This window comes from Mesorhizobium sp. LSHC420B00, from assembly GCF_000503055.1.
Classification (GTDB): Bacteria; Pseudomonadota; Alphaproteobacteria; order Rhizobiales; family Rhizobiaceae; genus Mesorhizobium.
The window spans coordinates 18,271-34,286 of record NZ_AYVY01000005.1 but is presented as its reverse complement, the minus strand read 5'-3'; the positions used below and the strand labels follow the sequence as shown (position 1 = coordinate 34,286).

The 16,016-nt window shown below is 62.8% G+C and carries 15 protein-coding genes and 1 pseudogene; 6 read left to right on the top strand and 10 right to left on the bottom strand.

Going from position 1 to position 16,016, the window contains the following annotated elements:
- Positions 1 to 127 precede the first annotated feature (127 nt).
- Entirely contained in the window at positions 128 to 598 is a 471-nt protein-coding gene (locus X760_RS50600) for a hypothetical protein (RefSeq protein WP_023718379.1), read from the top strand.
- Positions 599 to 650: 52 nt separating this feature from the next.
- On the opposite strand, the gene X760_RS50595 is transcribed toward X760_RS50600, so the two are convergent.
- Entirely contained in the window at positions 651 to 2,978 is a 2,328-nt protein-coding gene (locus tag X760_RS50595; protein ID WP_023718378.1) for a PAS domain-containing sensor histidine kinase, read from the bottom strand.
- Positions 2,979 to 3,159: 181 nt separating this feature from the next.
- Positions 3,160 to 5,805, bottom strand: a complete 2,646-nt coding sequence (pepN, locus tag X760_RS50590) for an aminopeptidase N (RefSeq protein WP_023718377.1) — start codon at positions 5,803 to 5,805, stop codon at positions 3,160 to 3,162.
- A gap of 154 nt (positions 5,806 to 5,959) precedes the next feature.
- Between pepN and X760_RS50585 the strand changes: the two genes are divergently transcribed.
- Positions 5,960 to 6,175: a hypothetical protein gene (locus tag X760_RS50585; RefSeq protein WP_023718376.1), complete on the top strand. Its 216-nt coding sequence runs from the start codon at positions 5,960 to 5,962 to the stop codon at positions 6,173 to 6,175.
- Positions 6,172 to 7,137, top strand: a complete 966-nt coding sequence (locus tag X760_RS50580) for a DMT family transporter (RefSeq protein ID WP_023718375.1) — start codon at positions 6,172 to 6,174, stop codon at positions 7,135 to 7,137. Before X760_RS50585 ends, X760_RS50580 begins: the two co-directional genes overlap by 4 nt.
- Here the strand turns inward: X760_RS50580 and X760_RS50575 are convergent, their stop codons facing one another.
- The 3 genes from X760_RS50575 to X760_RS50565 form a co-directional block, all read right to left on the bottom strand.
- The gene (locus tag X760_RS50575) at positions 7,138 to 7,956 is read right to left on the bottom strand and encodes a helix-turn-helix transcriptional regulator (RefSeq protein ID WP_023718374.1); all 819 of its coding nucleotides are present in this window, start codon (positions 7,954 to 7,956) and stop codon (positions 7,138 to 7,140) included. It abuts the gene before it with no gap.
- A gap of 105 nt (positions 7,957 to 8,061) precedes the next feature.
- Positions 8,062 to 8,943: a uracil-DNA glycosylase gene (locus tag X760_RS50570; RefSeq protein ID WP_023718373.1), complete on the bottom strand. Its 882-nt coding sequence runs from the start codon at positions 8,941 to 8,943 to the stop codon at positions 8,062 to 8,064.
- Positions 8,944 to 8,980: 37 nt separating this feature from the next.
- Positions 8,981 to 9,625 (bottom strand): hypothetical protein, encoded by a 645-nt coding sequence (locus X760_RS50565; protein WP_023718372.1) that lies wholly within the window; start codon positions 9,623 to 9,625, stop codon positions 8,981 to 8,983.
- Here X760_RS50565 and X760_RS77165 point away from each other — a divergent pair.
- The 3 genes and pseudogenes from X760_RS77165 to X760_RS50555 all read left to right on the top strand — a co-directional run bounded on the left by X760_RS77165 (position 9,576) and on the right by X760_RS50555 (position 12,313).
- Positions 9,576 to 9,758: a hypothetical protein gene (locus X760_RS77165; protein WP_198030476.1), complete on the top strand. Its 183-nt coding sequence runs from the start codon at positions 9,576 to 9,578 to the stop codon at positions 9,756 to 9,758. The genes X760_RS50565 and X760_RS77165 overlap by 50 nt on opposite strands.
- A 106-nt stretch (positions 9,759 to 9,864) precedes the next feature.
- Positions 9,865 to 11,606 (top strand): annotated as a pseudogene (locus X760_RS50560) (electron transfer flavoprotein-ubiquinone oxidoreductase).
- A gap of 110 nt (positions 11,607 to 11,716) precedes the next feature.
- Positions 11,717 to 12,313 (top strand): DUF922 domain-containing protein, encoded by a 597-nt coding sequence (locus tag X760_RS50555; RefSeq protein WP_023718371.1) that lies wholly within the window; start codon positions 11,717 to 11,719, stop codon positions 12,311 to 12,313.
- Between the two features lie 31 nt (positions 12,314 to 12,344).
- On the opposite strand, the gene X760_RS50550 is transcribed toward X760_RS50555, so the two are convergent.
- The 5 genes from X760_RS50550 to X760_RS50535 form a co-directional block, all read right to left on the bottom strand.
- On the bottom strand, positions 12,345 to 13,382 hold the full coding sequence (locus tag X760_RS50550; RefSeq protein ID WP_023718370.1) for an endonuclease/exonuclease/phosphatase family protein: 1,038 nt from the start codon (positions 13,380 to 13,382) through the stop codon (positions 12,345 to 12,347).
- Between the two features lie 79 nt (positions 13,383 to 13,461).
- Positions 13,462 to 14,964, bottom strand: a complete 1,503-nt coding sequence (locus tag X760_RS50545; protein ID WP_023718369.1) for an AMP nucleosidase — start codon at positions 14,962 to 14,964, stop codon at positions 13,462 to 13,464.
- An 83-nt stretch (positions 14,965 to 15,047) separates the two neighbouring features.
- Entirely contained in the window at positions 15,048 to 15,242 is a 195-nt protein-coding gene (locus tag X760_RS50540) for a hypothetical protein (protein ID WP_023718368.1), read from the bottom strand.
- A gap of 31 nt (positions 15,243 to 15,273) precedes the next feature.
- Positions 15,274 to 15,426 (bottom strand): hypothetical protein, encoded by a 153-nt coding sequence (locus X760_RS77160; RefSeq protein ID WP_023718367.1) that lies wholly within the window; start codon positions 15,424 to 15,426, stop codon positions 15,274 to 15,276.
- A 209-nt stretch (positions 15,427 to 15,635) separates the two neighbouring features.
- The gene (locus tag X760_RS50535; protein WP_023718366.1) at positions 15,636 to 15,980 is read right to left on the bottom strand and encodes a DUF2147 domain-containing protein; all 345 of its coding nucleotides are present in this window, start codon (positions 15,978 to 15,980) and stop codon (positions 15,636 to 15,638) included.
- Positions 15,981 to 16,016: the final 36 nt, after the last annotated feature.

Below are 16,016 nucleotides of genomic sequence, written 5' to 3'. Positions count from 1 at the left end.
GCGAGAGCATCGGAGCCAAAAGTGGCGGCCTGCTTTGGGAGCTTCCGATGCTCAAACAAGGAGATAGAGCGGGGATTGAAGATCTGCCGCTCTAGCATCGGGGGTGACGATGCAACAGGAGAAGACCATGAGAAAGACGACCAGACTTGCACTCGTTTTCGCAGCCCTGGCCGGCGCCGTCGGCACCGCTGCCTATGCAGACGAGCACTCCGGCGCCGGGCCGCGCGAGGGCATGATGATGCGCCTCGGTAAGGTCATGAAGGACAATGACGGCACCATCACCTTCGACCAGTTCTCCGACGCCATGAACGCGCGGCTGAAGAAGATGGTCGCCGACAATGGCGGCAAGCTGACCGTGGCACAGCTCGCCGACGCGCTGGAGAAGGCACGCTTCGAGCAGATGGCCAGGCGCATCATCGCCCGCTACGACACCAAGGGCGACGGCACGCTGACCGCCGACGACATCACCAGCCGCCAGAAGAAGGTGTTCGCCATGCTCGACCGCGACAATGACGGCAAGATCGAGAAGAACGAACTGCCGAAGGGTCCCGGCCGTCACCACCCATGGGGCGGCGACGGCAATGACGGCATGCAGTGAGAATTAATAACCTCTCCGGCGGCGCGAGCCGCCGGAGACTTATTTTGTCGTTTCAGGCAGCGGCCTTGACCGCCTGCGTGGCTTTCTTGATCGGGATGCGTACCGAGACGATCGTGCCGACGCTTTCGGTCGAGCGGATCTTCAACGCGCCACCCTGAAGCTCGGCCAGCGAGCGCGAGATGGCGAGGCCGAGGCCGGAGCCGGCATGGCTCTTGGAGAACTGGTTTTGCACCTGTTCGAACGGCCGCCCGAGCTTGCTCAGCGCCGCCTTCGGGATGCCGCAGCCATTGTCCTCGATCGTCAGGATCAGCGCGCTGGAAATGCTGCGGGCCCTGACCGAGATGTGGCCGCCTTGCCCGGTGAACTTCACGGCATTCGATAACAAATTGATGAGGATCTGCTTGATCGCCCTGCGGTCGGCGAACAGCGTCAGCGAATCGGCGATGCGGGTTTCGACGGTGATCGATTTTTCGGCCGCCTGCAGCGAAACGACGCGAACCGTTTCCCTGATCAGCGGGCAGAGATCGATTTGTTCCTGATCCAGCGCGAACTGGCCGGCCTCGATCTTCGACATGTCGAGGATATCGTTGATGACGCCGAGAAGATATTTGCCGCTGCCGTTGATGTCGGTGGCATACTCTTCGTAGCGCGGCGAACCCAGCGGCCCGAACAGGCCCCGTTCCATCAGTTCCGAAAAGCCGATGATCGCGTTGAGCGGCGTGCGCAACTCGTGCGACATATTGGCCAGGAATTCAGATTTGGCCCGGTTCGCCGCTTCCGCCCGCTCGGTTTCCTTCATGTATTTGCGATTGAGCTCGACGAGTTCGCGGGCCCGTTCTTCTTCCGCCCGACGGGCAAGGCTGAGGTCGTGGATCGTTGCCATCAAACGGCGCTCGCTGTCGACCAGCTTCTCCTGGTGCAGCTTGATCTGGGTGATGTCGGAGCCGACCGAGACGGTGCCGCCGTCCCTTGTCCGCAATTCGTTCACCTGAAGCCAGCGGCCGTCGGCAAGCTGGCGCTCGAAGGTCACGCCCCCCTGCGGTCCGTTGGTATTCGCAAGCCGCCGCTCCGAGGCGAACGCCAACATGCGTTCATCCAGCACGGCGCGCGGGGCGCCCGGCATCACGTCGCGATCCGACAGGCCGTTATCCTGCTGGTATTTGGAATTGCACATGATCAGGCGCTCGGACGAATCCCACAGCACGAAGGATTCGTTGATGTTTTCGATGGCTGTCCTCAGGCGCAGGTCCGCGGCTTCGGAGCGCAGCGCCAGGTGCCGCTGCTCGGTGACGTCGACGGCGATGCCGATCAGCTGGATCTCCGGGGCTTCCGGGTCGATAACCTGTGCTCTTGCCCGCATCCAGACCCATTGCCCGTCGGCATGACGCATCCGGAACACCTGGTCGATGTGGTCGATCTCGCGCCCGACGATCCTGTTGGCGAGTTCAAACAAATCGCCGTCCTCGGGATGGATGATTTCGTCGACTTCGCCGAACGACAGCATCGTGTCGCAAGGCTCGTAGCCCAGCATGTCGTACATCGAGCGCGACCAGTACATCTTGCCGCGCACCATGTCCCAGTCCCACAGGCCGCAGCGGCCGCGCACCAGCGCCATGTCGATGCGCTGGTGGGCTTCGAGATAGATGCGGTCGGCGGCCTGGGCGCGCGCCGCCTGGCCGAAATAGGCGTAGAGGATGATGATCAGCACGCCGGCCGTCAGCACAAACAGCGTGACGTTGAGCGAGACCGTCTTGCGCCAGGTGTCAAAAACTGCCTCCTGCGGCACAAAGGCTGCCGCGGCACCCCTTCGGCCATTCGCCAGGCTCACCGCCGCGTACCAGTCCTGTCCGCCGATGCTGACCTCCATCACCCCGGCGCGGTCGCCGAACATGAACAGCGGCTGCCCGCCCTGCACGACGCCATCGAGCGATCGCCCCTCCCAGTGCGTCGACTGCGGCGATACGGCAATGATCTTGAAGGCGCTGTCGGTGATCGCCAGTACGTGGCTTCGGCCCATCGCGCCCTGACGGCCGGTTCCCTCCAGCAGGTCCTGGATCGCGCCGGGCGTCGAAACCATGGTCGCGTCGGCAGCGATCGAACTGGCCAGTTGGCCCGCGGCCAGCGCAAGGATCGCCTTGGCGTCGCGCTCGATCTCGTCGCGCTCGTTCATCAGCGACAGAAAGCGCAATACTGCAATGATCAACAGAAAGATGATGATGAGGGCCGGTATCGATCGCCGCAACAGCGGCTCGGCTGCCAGCAGCCGTCGGTAGGCAGGTTCGGCGATGAGCCGCGTATTGCCGGCGAGACCGTCGCTTCGCGCCTCGCGTCGCTCAAAAGCCGTCCCACCGGGCGCGCCCCACGCGTCCGCCTTCGCCATAAATGGCACTCCCCGATTTTCAATCTGCTTGACGATCCGGCAACGCCGCACTTCCGAATCGTCTGTAAAGAATCAAAGGTGATTCGCCTTGTCCAGAGGCGCGGCGAAAAAAGATTAAAAATCGACTAAAATAATGCGGTTTTCGGGCGAGACGCCATTGTGGTGGTGAGCCGGCGCGTTGTCAGGCCAGCGTGCGCTCGACGATGTCTCGCAAATCGGCCGACAGCTTCTCTGCATTGGCGATCGAAAGCAGCGCCTCCCTTGCCTTGGCCTGCCGCACCGGTTCGAGCGACCGCCAAGACCTGAGCGCCGTCGCCAGCCTGGCGGCCACCTGCGGGTTGCGCTTTTCCACCTGCAGCACCGTTTCGACGAAAAGCCGGTAGCCCTCGCCGTCGGCGCTATGGAAGCCGGTCTGGTTGGCGCTGGAAAACGTACCGATGAGTGAGCGCACCCGGTTCGGGTTGGCCATCGAGAACGTCGGGTGGCCGGTCAAAGCGCGCACCGCATCGACGGTTTGCGGGCCGGGCACACTGGCCTGGATCTGGAACCATTTGTCCATGACCAGCGCATCGGTTGCATATCTCGCCTCGAAATCGGCCAGCGCCTTGGTCGCCTCCGGTGAGCCGTGGTGACGGTGCGCAAGCACGGTCAACGCCGCGGCCCGGTCGGTCATGTTGGTCGCCGACTGGAAGTGCCGGGCAGCGAGTTCCGCGCCTCCCGGCAGCAAGCAGAGATAATCCAGCAGGACATTGCGCAGTGCACGCCGCCCGGCACTGGTCGCATCCGGGCTGAACGGACCATTGTCGGCGAGCCGATCGTAAAGTTTGGAGAATATCTCGCTGTTGGTCTCGGCGATCGCAACCACTAGCGCCTCGCGCGCCGCGAAAATGGCGTCGGGGTCGATGTTCTTGCCAATGTCGCGGGCGATATCGGCCTCGCCGGGCAGCGCCAGCGCCAATGCCCGATAGGCGGGTTCGAGTGCTTCGTCGCCGGCTATCTTGCCCGCAAGCTCGGTCAGCCGGGCGCTGAACTCGGGTTGCCTGTGGTCCAGGATCTGACGGAAGGCTGCAATCAGGGCATCGGTCAAAAGCGTGTTGAACGCCTGCCAGCGCGAGAAGGCGTCGCTGTCATGGCCAGCCAGAAAAAACTGGTCGTCGGGCCGTTGCTCGACCGAAAGCGTCACCGGCGCCGAAAAGCCACGGTTGAGCGACATGGCCGGACGCTCGGCAATCCCGGAAAACCTGACGACATGGCGACGTTTGCGGATATGGATGACACTGTCCTCGACGTTCGCCCCTTCGACGCCGCTATGCGCTATCGCCTCGCCACCGGCGCCAACCAGGCCGAAGGCAAGCGGAATGTGCATCAGCCGCTTGCGGCTTTCCGCCGGTGTTGGCGGCACCGACTGCTCGATTTCGAGCGTGAATTCTCGCGCCGCCGGATTATATGCTGAACTGACGGTCAGGTTCGGCGTACCGGCCTGATGGTACCACAGCGAAAACTGCGACAGGTCGCGACCGGAGACGTCTTCGAACACCTTGATGAAGTCTTCCATCGTCGCCGCCTGGCCGTCGTGACGTTCGAAGTACAGGTCCATGCCGGCGCGGAACGTCTCGGCGCCGAGGATGGTATGGATCATGCGCACGACTTCCGAGCCCTTTTCGTAGACCGTCGCCGTGTAGAAATTGTTGATCTCGCGGTAGCGGCGCGGCCGCACGGGATGCGCCAGCGGCCCCTGGTCCTCGGGAAACTGATGGGCGCGCAGCGTACGCACCTCGGCGATGCGCTTGACGGCGCGCGAGCGCTGATCGGCGGAGAATTCGTGGTCGCGGAAAACGGTCAGGCCTTCCTTCAGGCAAAGCTGGAACCAGTCGCGGCAAGTGATTCTGTTACCTGTCCAATTGTGGAAATACTCATGGGCAATGATGGCTTCGATATTGGCGAAATCGGCGTCCGTCGCGGTTTCCTGGTCGGCCAGCACATACTTGTCGTTGAAGATGTTGAGACCCTTGTTCTCCATCGCGCCCATATTGAAGTCGGATACGGCGACGATGTTGAAGACATCGAGGTCGTATTCGCGGCCGAACGCCTCCTCGTCCCATTTCATCGAGCGTTTCAAGGCATCCATGGCGTAGCCGGCGAGCCTCTCCTTGCCCGGTTCGACATAGATTCCGAGCTCGACGTTGCGGCCAGACAGGGTAACGAAACTGTCCGAGATCTTGCCGAGGTCGCCCGCCACCAGCGCAAACAAATAGGACGGCTTGGGGAACGGGTCGTGCCAGACCGCATAGTGCCTGCCGCCGGCAAGTTCGCCGCTGCCGGCCGGGTTGCCGTTGGACAAAAGCAGCGGCGCCTCACGGCGCTGAGCTTCGATGCGCACCGTATAGACCGACAGGATGTCGGGGCGGTCGAGGAAATAAGTGATGCGGCGAAAGCCTTCGGCCTCGCACTGCGTGCAATAGACGTCGCTGGAGCGATAGAGGCCCATAAGCGCTTCGTTCCGCGCCGGCGCCAGCACGGTTTCGATTCTCAGTTGGAAGCGCCTTGCCGCAGGGGGGCTGACGATTGTCAGTTGATCGGGCGTGGCGAGAAAATCCGCAGGGCTCGTTTCCTGGCCGTCGATGGCGATGCTGCTGAGCGTCAGCCCGTCGCCATCGAGCACCAGCGGCACTGATGCCGCAATCCCGTCGCGGCGTTCGACCGCCAGCACGGCGGTGACATGCGTTGCTTCAGGTGAAAGGCGGAAAGTCAGGCTGGTTTCCGGAATGAGATAATCGCTGGGGCGATAGTCTTCGAGCTTGAAGACCTGGCCGGTATCGGTGCGCATTCCTTGATTTTTCCTGTCGATCCGGGAGTGGCGGGCGGGTCCGCTGGTCCAAATAAATTGAAGTCTGCGCTCTTTACACGAAACACTCCCTCGACAAAACTGCAGCGACGTCTATTTCAGGCGATCATTTCCCAAGCATCATCGCGAGGCTTCCATGACCGTCGTCACGCCGAAATTCGGGATGGGCGCCTCGGTGCTGCGTCGCGAGGCCTTCAAGGGCGCCGGGGAGGCGAGTACGATCGGGTCGACGCGTGCCGCGCTCAATGAGGTGACCGACGCTCTCTATAGCGCCTACGGCATCAGACATATCGACATGCCCGCAACGCCGGCGCGCATTTTGGCGGCGATCCAGGAAGCAAAAGGGGCGTGACAGCCGAACGGGACTTGCCAGTGCTTGCTGCCGGCGACCACAGCACGCTAACCGGGATCGTGCTCAAGATCGTATCGGTGGCGGTCTTCGTCGGCATGTCGTCCTGCATCAAGGCGGCAGGCACGGTGCCGGCGGGCCAGATCGTCTTTTTCCGCTCCTTCTTTGCCATCTTTCCGATCATCGCCTTCCTCGCCTTCCAGGGGAAACTCGGCACCGCCTTTTCGACAAAGCGCCCGCTCAACCACATTGCGCGCGGTGTTGTCGGGGTTTGCGCCATGGGGCTCGGCTTCTTCGCGCTGACGCGGCTGCCGCTGCCCGAGGCGATTACGCTGAACTACGCGCAGCCGCTGCTGGTCGCGGTGTTCAGTTCGATCTTCCTCGGCGAAGCCATCCGCATCTATCGCTGGAGCGCGGTTGCCGTCGGCCTGGTCGGGGTGCTGATCATCTCGTGGCCGGAACTGACGCTGCTGGGCTCGGGCGCTGCCCTTGGCGACCAGGAGGTGCTCGGCGTCATCGCCGCCCTCATGGCCGCGGCGATCTCGGCCATCGCCATGCTCCTGGTGCGCAACCTCGTCCAGAGCGAGCGGACGGCGACCATCGTGCTGTGGTTCTCTGTGACGGCGAGCGTCATGGCGCTGCTTTCGCTGCCATTCGGCTGGCAGGCGCTGACGCCAGTGCAGGCGGGGCTTCTGATTGCCGCGGGTTTTTGCGGCGGGCTCGGCCAGATCCTGATGACCTCGGCCTATCGCCATGCCGAAGCTTCGGTCGTGGCACCGTTCGAATACACCTCGATGATCCTCGGCGTCGTGGTCGGCTATCTGGTCTTTGGCGACGTCGCCACGATCAACATGCTGGTCGGCGGCATTATCGTCGTCGCAGCGGGCATTTTCATTATCTGGCGTGAGCGCCAGCTCGGCCTCGAACGCACCCGCACGCGCAAGGCGATCGCGCCACAGGGGTGATCAGCCTTTCGCCGCGTCGGCCCGCCCTTTCGCCAGCCGCACCAGCACCGCCCGCGTCTGCTCGTCGGCCGGGAAAAAGGATTCGATCGCCAGCTCCGACAACGTCACGTCGAGCGGCGTGCCGAATACGGTGATGGTGCTGATGAACGACAGCATCGCGTCGCCATGGGCAAGCTTGAGCGGATGGACAATCGCATTCGGTTCGACCGGCGCCGGCCGGCTGCCTTTGAGGCCGGACGGATAGGCCCGAAGCTCGCGCTCGAGCTCGACCAGCACCGGATCGGCGGTAGCATCGTTCTGCTGCTTCAGCCGCTCCAGAAGATGCGTCCGCCATTCCGCAAGGTTGACGATGCGCGGCGCGATGCCGCCGGGATGCAGGCTGAGGCGCAGCACGTTGACCGGCGGCGTCAGCAATGAGGCATCGGCGACATTGCGGAGGAACGGGCCTATGGCGGCGTTCGCCGACACCAGGTTCCAGTGCCGGTCGACGGCAAGCGCCGGGAACGGCTCGTGCGCCTTGAGCACGGTCTCGACCGCCGCCATCGCCGGCGCCATCGAGGCATCGTCAAGCGGCCGCTCACTGAAGCTCGGGGCAAAGCCGGCGGCCAGCAGCAGCTGGTTGCGCTGCCTGAGCGGGATCGAAAGCTGCTCGGCCAGATGCAGCACCATATCGCGCGAGGGTGCGGCGCGGCCGCTTTCGACGAAGCTCAGATGCCGCTGCGAGATCTCGGCCTCCATGGCGAGGTCGAGCTGGCTCATGCGCCGGCGTGTACGCCATTCGCGAATGAGACTGCCGGCGGAAATCTGGACTGCTGTCATGACGAGATGACTAGGCCGGTGGGAGAGGGATTTCAATTACCTGGGAAGTCATCGGCACTGTCTTTCCCTTCTCCACCACAGAGAGAAGGAAGAGGCGCGCGAACCTCAACTCAGCGCCCGCAACTTCGCCTTCACTTCGAGGAAATCCCGCCACGCCAGCTTCTTGTGCGCCGGCGTCCTCAGGAGATAGGCCGGATGCAGGGTCGGCATGGCGGGAATTGCGACGCCGGATGGGGTCGTGTGGACGCGCCAGTTGCCGCGCAGCCGCAATATGCCTTCGGAGGTGTTGAGCAGGGTCTTTGCCGACGGGCCGCCGAGATTGACCAGCACTTTCGGAGCAACCAACTCGATCTGCCGTTCGATGAACGGCCGGCATATCTCGGTCTCGTGCGGCGTCGGCGTGCGATTGCCCGGTGGCCGCCAGGGAATGACATTGGCGATGTAGACTGAATTTCGATCAAGACCGATCGCGGCCAGGATGTGGTCGAGCAGCCGGCCAGAGCGGCCGACGAACGGCAGGCCCTCTATGTCCTCGTCGCGGCCCGGCGCTTCGCCGACCAGCATCACCTCGGCAGTCGGATTGCCGTCGGCGAACACCAGGTTCTTGGCCGTGAATTTGAGATTGCAGCCGTCGAATGCCGCCATGTGCTGGCGAAGCTCGTCGAGGTTTGCCGCCGACCTCGCCAGTTGCCGCGCCAACGCCGCCTGCGCCTCGTCGGGCACCGTTGCGGTGGCCGGAGGCGTTCGCACTACCGGTGCCGTGTTCGGTCTCTCGCCCATTTCGGCGCGCGACACGCTCGTCGAGCGTTGCGGCGCCGCATTTTCACCGGCCGGCAGAGCGGCCGCCGCGGGTACCCGCTCCGGCGGCCTGGCTTCTGCAAACCTGTTTACCGGCTGTTCTTCAAGTGCCTCATCGACGCCAGCGCTGGCGTAGAAGGCCAGCAGCTCGGCGAGATCGGCTCGGTTATTGTGGGGGGCGGCAGTCATGGTTTCACATTCGGCCGCGGAGCTTGAATTTGCAAGTTCAGCTCGACGGTATGCGCGGATCCTGCACCAGATAGAACGTCCAGCGCGGCGTGTAGTCGGTGATCAGGAAATAGAAGCTGGCGGTCTTCAGCGGGTCGATCTTGCCGTTCTTGAACAGCAGGCGGTCATACGGTTCGAAATTGCGGTCGAAATCGGCGTAGCTGCTCGACCAGATATTTTCGGGCGTTTTGTTGCGCTGGTCGAACGACAGGCCGTCGCCGAACACGCTCGGCTGGTCGAGGATCTCCTGGAGTTCGAACTGGAACTCGACCCAGGCCTGGCCGCTATTGTTGAGCACGTCGATGCGCATGTACATCAGCCCATTGGCGAAGTCTCCAGCCTTGCCGAACGGCTGGATCGGCTTGGTCGTGCGAATGGCTAGCGTTACCGGCGTCGCTGAATTCAGCTCTTCGGTGATGACGAGCGGATCCTCCTTCGTGCCGACGCCCGAAGCCCCGGTGATGCGGAAGCCGCCGCGCTCGTCGGAAAAGGAGTAGGCGCCGGTCGCCCAGACCAGTCGTGGGTCGGCGCGGGCATCAACGGCCGCCAGCGGCAGAAGCGCCAAGAACGCCGCACGGCAAATCCGGCCGGGCGTGAAAAAAAAGCGCGTCGATGAAAAGCCAGCCGGCCCGAATATGCGCATGGCGGGAAGTATGGCCGATAAGCAAGCCGTCGAACAATTAAAAACATCAGTGCGACATATCTCTACAAACGGAATAGGATTGAAGATTGGTGCTCGCCACCGCGAATCTGTGCGGCAGGACGCGACTTTTTGACGAAATCGGTATTGTCACGTCCGCGCCGGTTTCCCGTCGCTATTTGATGCGCTATGCAGCGCGTGAGCCAGCAAGATGCCGGGAATAGCGAGCCAGTGAGGGGTCGATGAGCGATATCGAACGCGAAAGCATGGAATTCGACGTGGTCATCGTCGGCGCCGGCCCGGCCGGCCTCGCCGCCGCGATCCGTCTCAAGCAGGTCAATCCCGAGCTTTCCGTTGTCGTGCTGGAAAAGGGCGGCGAAGTCGGCGCGCACATCCTGTCCGGCGCCGTCGTCGATCCGATCGGCATCGACCGGCTGTTGCCGGGTTGGCGCGAAGAGGAGGGTCATCCCTTCAGGACACCGGTCACCGACGACCATTTCTTGGTTCTCGGCCCCGCCGGTTCGTTCCGTCTGCCCAATATCCTGATGCCGCCGCTGATGAACAATCACGGCAACTATGTCGTCTCGCTCGGCAATGTCTGCCGCTGGCTGGCGACAAAGGCCGAGGCGCTGGGCGTCGAGATCTATCCGGGCTTTGCCGCGGTCGGCCTGCTCTACAACGAGGCCGGTGCGGTCACCGGCGTCGTCACCGGCGACATGGGCGTCGAGAAGGACGGCACGCACGGCCCGGGCTTTGCGCCGGGCATGGCGCTGATGGGCAAATATGTCTTGATCGGCGAGGGCGCGCGCGGCTCGCTGGCCAAGCAACTGATCGCCAAATATCACCTTTCCGACGGTCGTGAGCCCGGAAAATACGGCATCGGCCTCAAGGAACTCTGGCAGGTCAAACCGGAAAACCACCGGCCGGGCCTTGTCCAGCATTCCTTCGGCTGGCCGCTCGATATGAAGACCGGCGGCGGCTCCTTTCTCTACCATCTCGAGGACAATCAGGTGGCAGTCGGCTTCGTCGTTCACCTGAACTACAAGAACCCCTATCTGTCGCCCTTTGACGAGTTCCAACGCTTCAAGACCCATCCGGCGATCCGCGGCACCTTCGAGGGCGCCAAGCGGCTGGGCTATGGTGCCCGCGCCATCACCGAAGGTGGCTGGCAGTCGGTGCCGAAACTGTCCTTCCCCGGCGGTGCGCTGATCGGCTGCGCGGCCGGCTTCGTCAACGTGCCGCGCATCAAGGGCTCGCACAATGCCGTGCTCTCCGGAATGCTGGCCGCCGAGCATGTCTGTGATGCGATAGCCGCCGGCCGCGCCAATGACGAGCTGGCCTCCTACGAGGCCGCCTGGCGCGCCACCGACATCGGCAAGGATCTGAAGAAAGTGCGCAACGTCAAGCCGCTATGGACGCGCTTCGGCACCATTGTCGGCGTCGGCCTTGGCGGGCTCGACATGTGGCTGAACACGCTGTTCGGCTTCTCGCCCTTCGGCACGATGAAGCACGGCAAGGCCGACTAGATGAAGAACGGGATGCCAATGAGTGAGGTGACGATGCCGANAAGCACGGCAAGGCCGACTACGCGACGCTGGAACCGGCCGCCGCGCACCAGAAGATCGCCTATCCGAAGCCGGACGGGGTGCTGACCTTCGACCGGCTGTCGTCGGTGTTCCTGTCCAACACCAACCACGAGGAAAACGAGCCGGTGCATCTGCTCGTCGCCGACATGGACCTGCAGAAGCGCTCCGAACATGACGTCTATGCCGGGCCCTCGACGCGTTACTGCCCGGCTAGCGTCTACGAATGGGTCGACAAGGACGGCAATGCCGCCGCCGATCCTGCGGCCAAGGATGTGCGCTTCGTCATCAACGCGCAGAACTGTGTGCACTGCAAGACTTGCGATATCAAGGACCCGAACCAGAACATAAATTGGGTGCCGCCACAGGGCGGCGAGGGCCCGGTCTACCAGAACATGTAAGTCACAAGGTTTGCTCCGGACCAAACAAGATGAGGAGCAGCGCAACCATAGGATTGTTGAATAGACCGCCTGCCTGTGTTTCCTTTCTGTGACGACAGGGAGGAAGGAAAATGCGTCTGGCAGTTCTGACGAGCGCTGTGGCGATCGGGGCGTTGTGCACCCCTTTAGCCTTGGCCGACACTAAAGTATTGGTCAAGACACGAACTTATAACATTGCCGGAACCACCGGCGCGGCCCTGATCGAGGCCATGGATCGCAGTGGGCCGAAGCACGGCTTCATGACCCACGCCATCGCGCAGACCGGCTACAGCGTCGATGATTGGACCTTCGACGCCTATACGGAAAACGGCGTCTGCCGCCTGCGCCAGGCCAACGGGACGCTCAATCTCTTCTATACCTATCCCAAACTAGCCTCAGCCACGTCGCCGGCACTGCAGAAGCGGTGGAAGCGGTTCTTCGCTGGCGTCCGCGCCCATGAAGAGACCCATGGCCGCATCGCCAGACAGATGATGCGGGCCACCGAAAAGTCGGTTCGAGGGTCGACAGTCGGTGATGACCCGCACTGTTTCGAGGCACGTCGCGAGGCAAAGCGCCGGATCAATGCCATCTATGCCGAATATGAAGCAAAGCAGAAGGCCTTCGATGCGCGCGAGCATCGCGACGGCGGCCCCGTCGAGCACCTCATCCGCGCTTTTGTGGGCCAATAATAAGCCAGGGTAGAGATTGGACTGCGGATTTTCAGCTTCGGGCCCCGCCAGGCAGCGCCGCAAATGCGGTCGCCGTCTGGTGCTCGTCGAGCGGCTCTTGTCCACCCGAGCGCAGCGAAAATTCCACCAGCACCGGCAGATGGTCTGAGCCGGTGTCCCCAAGGGTCGACGCCGAACGGATGGCGATAGCGCCCTTGCTGAAAACCTGGTCGATCGGCAGTCCGGCGAAGCGCAGGAAATCCGGCAGCTTTCTGTAGAGCCAGGTCGGCCCGACCGATGGCATTACAGTCAGCTTGCCAAGCGATGCGACGCGCCGGACAGCGGCGCTCCATGGCGCTGCGTTGCAGTCGCCCGCCAGGATCGACGTCTCGCCAAGCGAGACGATTTCGTTCGACAGTCCGTCAATCTGCCGTGATTGGTTGTGCGGCCATGGCCAGGTGAGGTGGATGGCGGCGACATCGACGTCGGTTCCGCCGAAATCGACCGTAGCGATTGCCATCGCGCCGCGGCTGTCGCAGTGCGGCTCTGTGCCCGCGGCAAACGGTCGTCTGGACAGCAGCGCAACGCCGAACACGCCATTGGGATACGGGCAGAGGATCCGGTAGGGATAAGCGCCGGACAGCAGCCCAAGCTTTGCCTTCCACATTTCGGACACCTCATCGAGGGTGATCACATCAGGCTGGGTCCGGCCGATCAGCGACAGCACCTTCTCAGGCGTTGGATTGTTGAACCTGAGGTTTATCTGCAGCAGGCGGTAGACCGCCTCGCCGCCGGGCCTGGCGTCGTAGGCGGCCTGCACCTGCCATAGCCGCGAAAGCGGCAAGGCATTCGACGTGGTGGCAAAGGCGGCCACCGCAAACAGCAATCCGGCGGCGGCCTGCAGGCGAAACGAGGTGGCGAGCAGCGGCAGCGCGCAAAGCGCCATCAAGAAGGCAAAATGAACGCGGAAATGAGCAAAAGAATCGAAGGCCGGATGCAGCGATCCGAAGAACCCGGCCACCAGCGCGACCGAGAGTGCAAGCATTGCGACGAACGCCAGTGCAACCGTCATGTCTCGAACACGTGCCATCGCTTTGTCTATCGGCAGAAATGCGGCTCAATCAAGATGACGAAACGTCCTGCCGTGGACCGACACATGCGATCGGCAGCTACTGGAAGGCAGTTTCCGAAAAGCTCCTGAGCTTGCGCGAATGCAGCCGCTCCATCGGCATTTCGGCCAGCTTCTCCATCGCCCTGATGCCGATGGTCAAATGCTGCGCCACTTGCCGCTTGTAGAATTCGGTCGCCATGCCAGGCAGCTTCAATTCGCCATGCAGGGGCTTGTCGGAGACGCAAAGCAGCGTGCCATAGGGCACCCGGAAGCGAAAGCCGTTGGCGGCGATCGTCGCCGATTCCATATCGAGCGCGATCGCCCGCGACTGCGACAGCCGCTGCACCGGCCCGCGCTGGTCGCGCAGCTCCCAATTGCGGTTGTCGATGGTGGCGACGGTGCCGGTGCGCATGATGCGCTTGAGGTCGTAGCCGGAAAGCCCGGTGACCTCGGCGACCGCTTCCTGCAGCGCCACCTGGATTTCAGCCAACGGCGGAATCGGCACCCAGACCGGAAGGTCGTCGTCGAGGACATGGTCTTCCCGTACATACGCATGCGCCAGCACATAATCCCCCAGCGCCTGCGTGTTGCGCAGACCGGCGCAATGGCCGAGCATCACCCAGGCATGCGGCCGGAGCACCGCGATATGGTCGGTGATCGTCTTGGCGTTGGAAGGGCCAACGCCAATATTGACCATGGTGATGCCGCCATGGTTCGGCTTCTTCAGATGATAGGCCGGCATCTGCGGCAGGCGAGGCGGCGCGGCACCCTCACCGGGCGCGCTGTCCCCGACTTTGGTCACAATATTGCCCGGCTCGACGAACTCGACGTATCCGTCACCGCCATTGGCCATCAAATCGCGTGCACGGGCGACGAATTCGTCGATATAGAACTGGTAATTGGTGAACAGCACGAAGTTCTGGAAATGCTGGGGACTGGTCGCGGTGTAATGCGACATCCGATGCAGCGAATAGTCGATCCGTTGCGCGGTGAACGGTGCCAGCGGCCGTGCCTCGCCCAATGCCACTTCGAACGTGCCGTTGGCGATCTGGTCGTCGGTGCCGTCGAGATCCGGCACGTCGAACAGGTCACGGATCGGCCGTTTAATGCGCTCGGCAGCAGTGCCGTCGACATGCGTGCCTTCGAGAAAGGCGAAATGCAGCGGGACGGGAGTGGTCGATTCCGAAACCGTGACCGGAACGCCGTGGTTGCGCATGATCAGCCGAAGCTGTTCGGTGAGATAGCTTTCGAAAAGGGCAGGCTGGGTGACGGTGGTCGAGAAATGCCCCGGCGTCGGCATGTGGCCATAGGCCTGCCGCGAGTCGATCTGGGTGAACGAACTCGTGGTGACGCCGATCTCCGGATAGAAGGCCCGGTAGCGTTTGTTGTTGTCGCCGCCCGCGGCGAGCGCGGCAAATGAATCGCGCAGGAACTTGGTATTGCGGTCGTAAAGCACCTGCAGGGCGGCGACCGCCTTCCTGGCGTCGTTGAAGCTCTGTCGGCCAAACGGCTCCGGCGTGACGACCGATTCAATGGCTTGGGGATAGATTCGCTTTTCCATGACCCAATATAGAGAGTTGGGCGCGCAGTTGGGAGGGGGTAAGGCGATCTCAGAACGCCTGTTGGCGTTTTCTTTCCAGCGATTTAACCGCGCCGCAGGCTGACCAGCAGCACAAAGCCGACGCCGGACTTCCTCAGCGCAGGCGCCTCGATGGTCGAACCGGCATCGGCGCGCATCGTCGGCACGGCCAGGACCGGGGCCGCCAGAAGCATCAGGATGAGCGCCGTCCGCGGCAGAAGCCGAAGGGTCTTGAGGAAGTTGGCGGTGAGGTGGGTCATGGCGTGGTTTTCTAGATTCTCGCTGTCGGGTTCAGTGGCGAAGCTGGTTCGGGCAACCGAGCCGGCAGGAGATGGCGACATCCCAGGCGCGGGCCGGACGGCCGGCTTCGGCGACAAGGACAGCGAACAACATGCCGAACAGGCTCATCAGCAGGCAGACGATGGTGAAGCGGCGGGCAAGCATTGCGCGGTGTCTCCTTCAACACGCATGACAATGCCTTGCCCCGGCTGAACCGGCTCTGATGCCGGCGTTCATCTGGGGTTCAAAATGGTTGATGATCTCTGGGCGGGCTGCCTTGAAAAGCAGCGACCGATGGCGACGCCGTGGCTGCGAGACCGATAAAATGAAAACGGGGCCGACTGGTCCCGCTCACCACGGCAGGAAGGGCACGATCAGAGCTTGTGCCAGGTCTGGCTCTTGCAGATCAGCCCGCCGAGCACGCAGCCGCTCATCTTGAGCGAACTGCCGGAAAGCGACGCCTTGCCCGAATAGGTCTTGTCGGTTTCCGGGTCGGTTATCGTGCCGGCATATTTGTTGTCGCCGGCCACCTTCAGTGAACCGATGTTCTTGCCGGCAAATTTGCCGGATTTGAGCGTAATCGAAAATGCCCCGCCGCCACCCGAAATGGCGGCAGTCGATCCGGCTTGCGTTTTCCAATTGCCTTCGATCGGATCGGCCCATGCCGCGCCGGTCATCGTTATTGCGGCCGCGAGGGCCAGGCTCACTTGTCGAAACATGTCTCTCCTCCCTCAGGCAAGTCAATCGGGCTCCGC